Origin of the sequence: Larkinella terrae (assembly GCF_009668025.1) — a bacterium.
Classification (GTDB): Bacteria; Bacteroidota; Bacteroidia; order Cytophagales; family Spirosomataceae; genus Larkinella; species Larkinella terrae.
Window position 1 is genome coordinate 1 of record NZ_WJXZ01000019.1, and the last position, 8,324, is coordinate 8,324.

Consider the following 8,324-nt stretch of genomic DNA (forward strand, 5'->3'; position numbering starts at 1 on the left):
CGTACTAACATTTCACTGTTACGTCGTCGATTGTCATTGTTTGGTACTTCTGTCCACTACGTCAAAGAACATATTTTCCTCGTTTGGAAAATCGTGATTGAGCTGCCCGAAAGCCTGTCAACCGGTATGCTATTTTTTCACTCCAACTCTTTCCCCGATTTGGGACTGCAAAGGTAAGAGAAGGTTTTGAAAATTCAAATTAAAAAAGAAAAAATAATTTCAGCTTGCTTTCTCTTTTTCAACGCCTAATTGACTCAAAGACAACCACTTAGGCAACTCTTCCGCTCTTCGTATCCCCGATTTGGGACTGCAAAGTACCGAAATATTTTTCCCTTTGTCAAGTGCTCTAATCAAAATAAATTCTGAAGACTTTGTACAACGCTGACTACTAAGCAGTAAGGGTCGAATTTATTTTTTCTTTCGATGATGAAATCCGGATCGATTGGATAAAATTATGGATGGCAGCGGTTTTATCAGCCTGATTTTTCTCCAGCAATCGAACAAAAGCGCTACCGATAATGGCACCGTTTGCGTACTGACTGGCAGTTTGAAAAGTTTCATAATCCTGAATTCCAAAACCGATCAGGCGCGGATTTTTAATATTCATCGCTTTGATGCGATTGAAATACGCTTTCATTTCGTCCGTAATTCCTTTTTGAGAACCGGTCGTACTGGCCGACGAAACCATGTAAATGAATCCGTCGGTCAGCTGATCGATCTGACGAATGCGGTTTTCGGCGGTTTGGGGTGTGATTAGAAAAATATTCAGGATGTTATAGCGGTCAAATGTCGGTTTGTATTCGCGCTCGTAGACATCAATGGGCAAATCCGGCACAATGATCCCATCAACACCCACCTCGGCGCATTGCTGGCAAAAGGCTTCGATTCCGAACTGAACGACCGGATTGAGATAACCCATTAACAAAATCGGCACCTGAACCTTCGCCCGAATTCCCCGGAGCTGCTCGAACAAAACCCGGAGCGACATCCCATTATTCAACGCCTTTTGATTGCTTTGCTGGATCGTTTCGCCATCAGCCACCGGGTCTGAATACGGCATCCCGATCTCAATCAAATCAACGCCCGCTTCCTGCAACATTTCTAAAATGGGGGCTGTATCGTTCAATTGCGGAAAACCGGCGGTGAAGTAAACGTTCAGAATTTGCTCTGACTTTTTTTGAAATAATGCAGTAATGCGGTTCATGGCAGACGTATTTTGGAAATGAGGAAGTAGCCGACCAATGGGTTTATTGGCGGTAGTATCCGATAAATAGGAGGTTTTTATTTCGGAAGTCGGGTTGTGTAAGCGGCTAAATCTTTGTCTCCACGCCCGGAAAGGCAGATAACAACAACCTCATCCGGACCGGCTTTCAGTTTGGGAAGACAAGCCAGCGCGTGCGAGGACTCCAGGGCCGGAATGATTCCTTCCAGACGGCTGAGTTCAAAAGCCGATTCCAGGGCTTCCTCGTCGGTGATGGCATAAAACCGCCCCCGGCCGGATGCAAACAAATGCGCATGCAAGGGCCCAATACCGGGATAATCCAGACCGGCTGAGATCGAATACGGTTCGACGACCTGGCCGTCTTCGGTTTGCATCAGAATCGTGCTGCTTCCGTGCAAAATACCGGGTTTGCCCAAAGCCGTTGTCGCAGCCGAATGACCGGAACCAACGCCCTGACCGGCGGCCTCGGCCGCAATCAGTTTAACGGAGGGTTCATCTAAATAATGATAGAAAGCTCCGGCGGCATTACTGCCTCCACCAACACAGGCAATCACATAATCGGGATTGGCCTGACCGGTTTTTTCCAGCAATTGTTTTCTTGTTTCTTCCGAAATGATGGATTGAAAACGAGCCACCATGTCGGGATAGGGATGCGGCCCGACCACGGAACCGATCACATAATGCGTATCGACCGGATTATTGATCCAGTGCCGCATGGCTTCGTTGGTGGCGTCTTTCAGCGTCTGGCTGCCGCTCGTGGCCGGAACAACCGTTGCACCCAGCATTCGCATCCGGTCGACGTTGGGCTTCTGACGTTCCATGTCAATTCGGCCCATGTAAACAATGCATTCCAGCCCCATAAGGGCGCAAACCGTAGCCGTGGCCACGCCGTGCTGACCGGCACCGGTTTCAGCCACGATGCGTTTTTTACCTAATCGCTGGGCCACCAGAATCTGGCCGACAGTATTGTTGACTTTGTGGGCGCCGGTGTGGCAAAGGTCTTCGCGCTTTAAGTAAATCGTCGTGTTATAGGCTTCCGACAGCCGACGCGCATGAAAAAGTGGAGTTGGACGACCTACATAATCCGTCAGCAAATCCCGCCATTGTTGTTGAAAAGAAGGGTCTGAAATGATGGACAAATAATTCTGACGCAGCTCTTCCACATTCGGATACAGCATTTCCGGAATGAAGGCCCCGCCAAAGGTTCCATAATAGCCTCTTTCGTCGACTTGATAAGCTGATTTCAATTCTGTAGTTTCCATTGTACTCAAAAAATAAATTGTAATTCCCGGACTGCGACGATTCAAAAACCGCTTAAGCCGTATAAAACCGGGGAATTACTTTCAATTCAAATAAGGCAGAAAATCCTGTGAGACTGCGCGATGCGGTCTCTAAAAGTATAGATATCTCGATAGCTGGCAGGTGGTTATGCGACGGTTTCTTCCTCTTCGATCGGTTTTAAGCCGGTGATGATGTTTTTAACCAATTCAATGTCTTTTAGACCGGGGCTCATTTCGACCCTGCTGTTGACATCGACGCCGTAGAGCTTCATGTTTTTGAGTTGGTCCAGCGCATCCAGGCTGTCTGCGTCGATACCGCCACTGATGAAAAACGGTTTGTCGTTGTCATACCGGTTCATCAAACTCCAGTCGAACAAAACGCCATTTCCGCCAAACTGCTCCCCTTTTGCATCGAACAAAAAGAAATCGCACGACGGTTTGTAGTTGTTGATCATGCTGAAGTTGAACGACTCATCGACCGAAAATGCCTTAATGATGCTGATGCCGCGCATCCGCAGGTTCCGGCAAAAGTCGGGGGTTTCGTTTCCGTGCAGTTGAACGTATTGCAGGTCGTATTTTTTTGCCGTGCGCAGGATGTAATCCGGGCTGGCGTTAACAAATACCCCTACTTTTTTGACGTTGCGCGGGAACGACTTCAGCAGATCAGCGTCCAGATCTTCACCGACAAACCGGAGTGATTTATCGTAGAAAATGAAGCCCATAAAATCGGGTGCCAGGGCGAGCAGTTCGCGAATGTTGTCGGAATCCCGCATTCCACATACTTTTACTTTCATACGATATATTGTTTTTGAGAGATACTGTTTAATTCATTTATCAATTGCTGTAAAGCCAATCCCGGATCAGCGGTTTTCATAAACGTTTCACCAATCAGAAATCCCTGATAACCAGCCTGTTGCAAGACTTGAATGGATTCGGCCTGCTGCAAACCGCTCTCCGAAATTTTGACAAACGATGCCGGAATCAGCGACGAAAGCCGCACGGAAGTTTCGATATCGGTCACAAACGTTTTCAGATTCCGGTTATTGACACCCACCAGATCAACCGTTTGGGTAAGGTGGCTTGCCAGTTCCTGCTCGTCATGAACCTCGAGCAGCACCTCCAGCCCCAGGTTGTGGGCAATCTGGCTGTACTTTTCGACTTCTTCGGGAGTCAGACAGGAAGCAATGAGCAAAATGAAATCCGCACCAATGGCTTTGGCTTCCACAATCTGGTACGGATCGATGATAAAATCCTTGCGAATGATTGGCGTTGCCGGATTGGCTTCCCGCGCCAGCATCAAATCCGCCGAGGTTCCACCAAAAAACGGTTCATCGGTTAAAACCGACAAACAAGCAGCACCGGCGCGGACGTAACCCGCCGTGGTTTCGGCCACTGAAACCTGATCGTTGATAATGCCTTTGGAAGGAGATTTTCGCTTGAACTCGGCGATGATGCCCGATGAACCGGGGCGACGAAGAGCCGCGTGGGCCGACAACGGCTGCCGGTTGAATAGCGGTCGTTGTTCCAGCTCCCGTTGGGATACGACGGTTTTTTGATGTTCTACTTCAATACGCTTCCGCTCAATAATCCGTTCAAGTACGTCCATTCTATCCTTTATTCCGGTGGTATTGTACTGCTTATTTTCTACTAACTGATTTTTCTCTCTCTAGTTCGCCACTAATTTCTTCAGACTTTCCAACGCCCGCTTGCTTTCCAGCGATTCCCGCGCCATTTGAACACCTTCCTCAGCGGTTTTGGCCCGTTCGGCGGCTACCAGTGCCATCGCGGCATTGGCAATAACCGCATCCGTTTGGGCGGATGTCGCTTCGTTGTTCAGCACATTCATAAAAATACGGGCAGAATCTTCAACGGACTTACCCCCGGCCAATTGTTCTGGCAACAATTGGGGCAAGCCGATTTGGTGCGGAGTCAGCACTTGCTCAGCGTGTGCAGTAATCGTTTTGAAGGCGCCGGTCAGCGACACTTCATCATAGCCATCCAGAGCGTGTAGGATCATAAACCGCTTGGGCGTTTGCTGATAAAGATACGCATATAATCTGGCTAATTCAAGACTAAATACGCCAACGAGCTGTTTTTTCGGGAAAGCCGGGTTCACCATCGGGCCCAGAACGTTAAAAAACGTCTTTACACCGAGTTCCTTCCGAATCGGCCCGACGTTCTTCATGGCCGGGTGAAAGAGTGGTGCGTGCAGAAAACAGATCCCGGCGTTTTCGACTTTCTTCCGCAAAACGTCGTAATCGTTTGTAAACCGGTAGCCCAGGAATTCCATCACCGTCGACGAGCCGCACATCGATGAAACGCCGTGATTTCCGTGTTTGGCAATCCGCTGCCCGGCCCCGGCTACGACAAACGCCGACAAGGTTGAGATGTTGAACGTATCTTTGCCATCGCCACCCGTGCCGCACAGATCCATCACATCAAATTCGGAGAGATCGACGGGCAGACAGAGCTCCAGCATCGCATCCCGAAAACCTTCCAACTCTTCGACGGTAATGCTCCGCATCATATAAACCGTCAGAAAAGCCGCAATTTGCGAGGTGTTGTATTGCCCCGTACTGATTCCGATCAATACCCGCCGGGCTTCGGCCTTGGTCAGCGTTTTGTATTCGAACAGGTGATTTAGTATTTCTTTCATAGAGCTAGGGATTCCATGTATTGCTTTTGATACACAGCATTTGGTTGCCGTTTTTCTGAAAATGATAAGGTACTTCGACTATTTCAACCGAAAAACCGCTCTTTTCCCAAACCGACGATGCGGTTTTTACGTAAGGAGAACGCTGGCCCGATAAATCTACTACTGGAAAAATGCGAACCTCATCGGCAATTCTCAGCAATTCCCGAACAGCTTCCACATGAAATGCTTCCGAAAAATGCGCCGAGTACAGAAACAGAAAATGCGAACAAAGCGCCAGCTCGAACGACTGATCCGGAAAGGAAAGCTTTGGCAATGATTCCGTCCGGTAACGCCCTTGCTGCTTTCCGGTTTCGTAGTCGGTCAAAAACCGCTGCATCGCCCGCATCCGCTGTTCACCCAACTCATCCGGATTCCGAAATTCAGTCCAGTTATACTGATCGGCATTTAACCGCAGCTGTTCTAAAACCGTATCGTAGGTCTGCTCAATCCGGGACGCAATTTCCGAAGCCGAAAACGCATAAATCGGATCGATTGACACCACCGAATGACCCAACTGCTGCATTTCCGCATTGAAACTTGCCGGACCATCGCCAACGCCCAATACGGTTTTGGCCAGATCCGCTTCCGTTAAATTGAACATCCGACGGTATTCGTCGAGCGAACGGCCCCAGGGCACGATCGAATCCAGAATCATGCGTTCAACCAGTTTTCCAGCATTTGCTTTCCGTGCTCAGTCAGAACCGATTCCGGGTGGAACTGCACACCCCGCACGTCATAGGTTTTATGGGCCAGCCCCATTACCCGACCGTTTTCATCCACGGCCGTGATCGTCAGATCCGCCGGTAAACTCTCCGGAACCACCGTCCACGAGTGGTATCTGCCCACCAGTAAATCCGTCGGCAACCCATTGAATAACCGCTCGGAAGTATCTTTGATGTAGGCCCGATGTGCCACGCCGTGGTAGACATCGCTCATGTTTTCCAGATTGGCCCCGAACGCTTCACCGATGCCCTGGTGGCCGAGGCAAATTCCCAGAATGCTTTTGGTGGGCGCATAGGTTCGAATGACTTCCTGCATAATACCGGCTTCGGACGGAATACCCGGCCCGGGCGACAGCAGAATTTTGTCGTACGCATCCACATCTTCCAGCGAAATTTTATCATTCCGATACACATCGACGATAGGGCCCAGTTCACGAAGAATGTAGACGAGGTTGTACGTAAATGAATCGTAATTATCGATAACCAGCACTTTCATACTATTCCGTTTTAAATAGTTTCTGCCTGTTTCATGGCCGTCCGAAGGGCCATCAATTTGTTGTGAACTTCCTGCAATTCGCTTTCGGGATCCGATTTGGCCACGATTCCGGCACCCGCCTGGTAATGCAGGGTGTTGTTTTTGCTCAGAAAAGTCCGGATCATAATGGCCTGGTTGAAATCACCGCTGAAATCCATAAAACCGATACAGCCCGCGTAAAAACCGCGACTCGTTTTTTCGTACTGATCGATCAGTTGCATTGCCCGGTGTTTGGGAGCGCCCGATAAGGTTCCGGCCGGAAACGTTTCGCCCACGATCCGTAACGGCTGAACGTTTTTGGCTAACTCACCCACGACTTTCGAAACCAAGTGAATAACGTGCGAATAGAATTGCACCTCTTTAAACGTCTCCACTTTCACGGTTTTGCAATTCCGACTCAAATCATTACGGGCCAAATCCACCAGCATGACATGCTCAGAGGTTTCTTTCGGGTCGTTATGAAGCTTTTTAGCCAACTCTGCATCGGCGGCATCATCTCCCGTCCGACGGAAAGTACCCGCGATGGGGTAAATAATGGCATTTTGACCTTTAATGACAATTTGCGCTTCCGGCGAGGATCCGAATAATTTGTAATTGCCGTAATCGAAGTAAAAAAGATACGGCGAGGGATTTAAGGAGCGCAACGTCCGATAGACATTGAATTCATCCCCGCGAAAAGCCGTCGAAAACTTGCGCGAAAGCACAATTTGAAAAACATCACCGCGATGACAATGGTCGATGCCTTTCTGAATGATTTCCAGGAATTCCGAATCCGTAAAATTGGACTGCTCGGTCTGCGTCGTCTGAAAGGTGTAGGCCGGAAAATTACGGCTTTTGATCAGCGTCTCGATGTAATCAAGATTGTCCGGTGTGGTTTCGTCGCCATCCTGAGAGTAAGAATGCTCAAAAAGATAGAGTTCATCTTTGAAATGATTGATGGCAATCACATACCGAAAAGCCTGGTATACGACCAGCGGTACGTCATTTTCGGCGGTTTTTGCCTGCAAAGTAATATCCTCAAAAAACTGAACGGCGTTATATCCGATGTGTCCAAAAAGGCCATTAGTAATAAATGAGAACGGCAGTTTCTGATAATTGAACCCAGCTCTGTATTCCTCGATATGCGTTAATAAATCGTCATTTGCCGAAATCTCAACGGAATGAGCCTGTCCATCCGGGTAATTGATTGCTATGGTTTTGCCGTCAAATTCAAACTTCGAAACCGGATCAAAACAGATGTAAGAGTAGCTATTGTCATGGCCGTGGTAGTCCGAACTTTCCAGTAAAATACTGTTGACAAATTTATCTCGTAAGCGCAGGTAGATGCTCACGGGCGTTAACGTATCAGCCAGCATTTTACGGTACGAGCTGGTGACGTTATACCGGTTTTTCTGTTCTTGAACTGACGTAATCATATCAAAAAGTTAAAAGGATAGAAACAAAAAAAGCCCACTGGTATGAACAGTGGGCTTTTGTAAAAACCAAAATTAGGTTATAAAGCATGCGCTGACTGTTCAACTTCTATTGAAGAAGAACGCCACCAAAGATTAGAAGAAATTGCTTCAAAACGCATGACTATAAATCGTTTAACAGTGTCGGGGTGGCGGGATTCGAACCCACGACCTCTACGTCCCGAACGTAGCGCGCTACCGAGCTGCGCTACACCCCGATATGCAAAGGTAAATAATTTATAAAAATCAAAAAGAAAAAAGTATACCCATCTCCCGGAGAAGATGGGTATTTATTCTGTGGTGGCGGCAACCTACTCTCCCGGAAGTGACTCCAGTACCATCGGCGTAACGGGGCTTAACGGCTCTGTTCGGTATGGGAAGAGGTGTTCCCCCGCACCCTTGCCACCATCCCAGCTCGT

8 protein-coding genes, 1 tRNA gene and 1 rRNA gene are annotated in these 8,324 nt (G+C 48.4%); all 10 read right to left on the minus strand.

The window, feature by feature from the left end:
• Positions 1–388 precede the first annotated feature (388 nt).
• The 10 genes from trpA to rrf all read right to left on the minus strand — a co-directional run bounded on the left by trpA (position 389) and on the right by rrf (position 8,315).
• Positions 389–1,204 (minus strand): tryptophan synthase subunit alpha, encoded by an 816-nt coding sequence (trpA, locus tag GJJ30_RS31150; protein WP_154179156.1) that lies wholly within the window; start codon positions 1,202–1,204, stop codon positions 389–391.
• Between the two features lie 77 nt (positions 1,205–1,281).
• Positions 1,282–2,484 (minus strand): tryptophan synthase subunit beta, encoded by a 1,203-nt coding sequence (gene trpB, locus GJJ30_RS31155; protein ID WP_154179157.1) that lies wholly within the window; start codon positions 2,482–2,484, stop codon positions 1,282–1,284.
• A 164-nt stretch (positions 2,485–2,648) separates the two neighbouring features.
• Positions 2,649–3,296 (minus strand): phosphoribosylanthranilate isomerase, encoded by a 648-nt coding sequence (locus GJJ30_RS31160; protein ID WP_154179158.1) that lies wholly within the window; start codon positions 3,294–3,296, stop codon positions 2,649–2,651.
• Entirely contained in the window at positions 3,293–4,108 is an 816-nt protein-coding gene (gene trpC, locus GJJ30_RS31165; protein WP_154179159.1) for an indole-3-glycerol phosphate synthase TrpC, read from the minus strand. Before trpC ends, GJJ30_RS31160 begins: the two co-directional genes overlap by 4 nt.
• A 60-nt stretch (positions 4,109–4,168) precedes the next feature.
• Positions 4,169–5,158: an anthranilate phosphoribosyltransferase gene (trpD, locus tag GJJ30_RS31170; RefSeq protein WP_154179160.1), complete on the minus strand. Its 990-nt coding sequence runs from the start codon at positions 5,156–5,158 to the stop codon at positions 4,169–4,171.
• Between the two features lie 4 nt (positions 5,159–5,162).
• The gene (locus GJJ30_RS31175) at positions 5,163–5,852 is read right to left on the minus strand and encodes an SAM-dependent methyltransferase (protein WP_154179161.1); all 690 of its coding nucleotides are present in this window, start codon (positions 5,850–5,852) and stop codon (positions 5,163–5,165) included.
• On the minus strand, positions 5,849–6,415 hold the full coding sequence (locus GJJ30_RS31180; RefSeq protein WP_154179162.1) for an anthranilate synthase component II: 567 nt from the start codon (positions 6,413–6,415) through the stop codon (positions 5,849–5,851). The genes GJJ30_RS31175 and GJJ30_RS31180 overlap by 4 nt, the downstream gene beginning before the upstream one ends.
• A gap of 11 nt (positions 6,416–6,426) precedes the next feature.
• Positions 6,427–7,869 (minus strand): anthranilate synthase component I family protein, encoded by a 1,443-nt coding sequence (locus GJJ30_RS31185; RefSeq protein ID WP_154179163.1) that lies wholly within the window; start codon positions 7,867–7,869, stop codon positions 6,427–6,429.
• Positions 7,870–8,049: 180 nt separating this feature from the next.
• Positions 8,050–8,123 (minus strand) — tRNA-Pro (locus GJJ30_RS31190).
• Positions 8,124–8,203: 80 nt separating this feature from the next.
• Positions 8,204–8,315, minus strand: a 5S ribosomal RNA gene (rrf, locus tag GJJ30_RS31195).
• Positions 8,316–8,324: the final 9 nt, after the last annotated feature.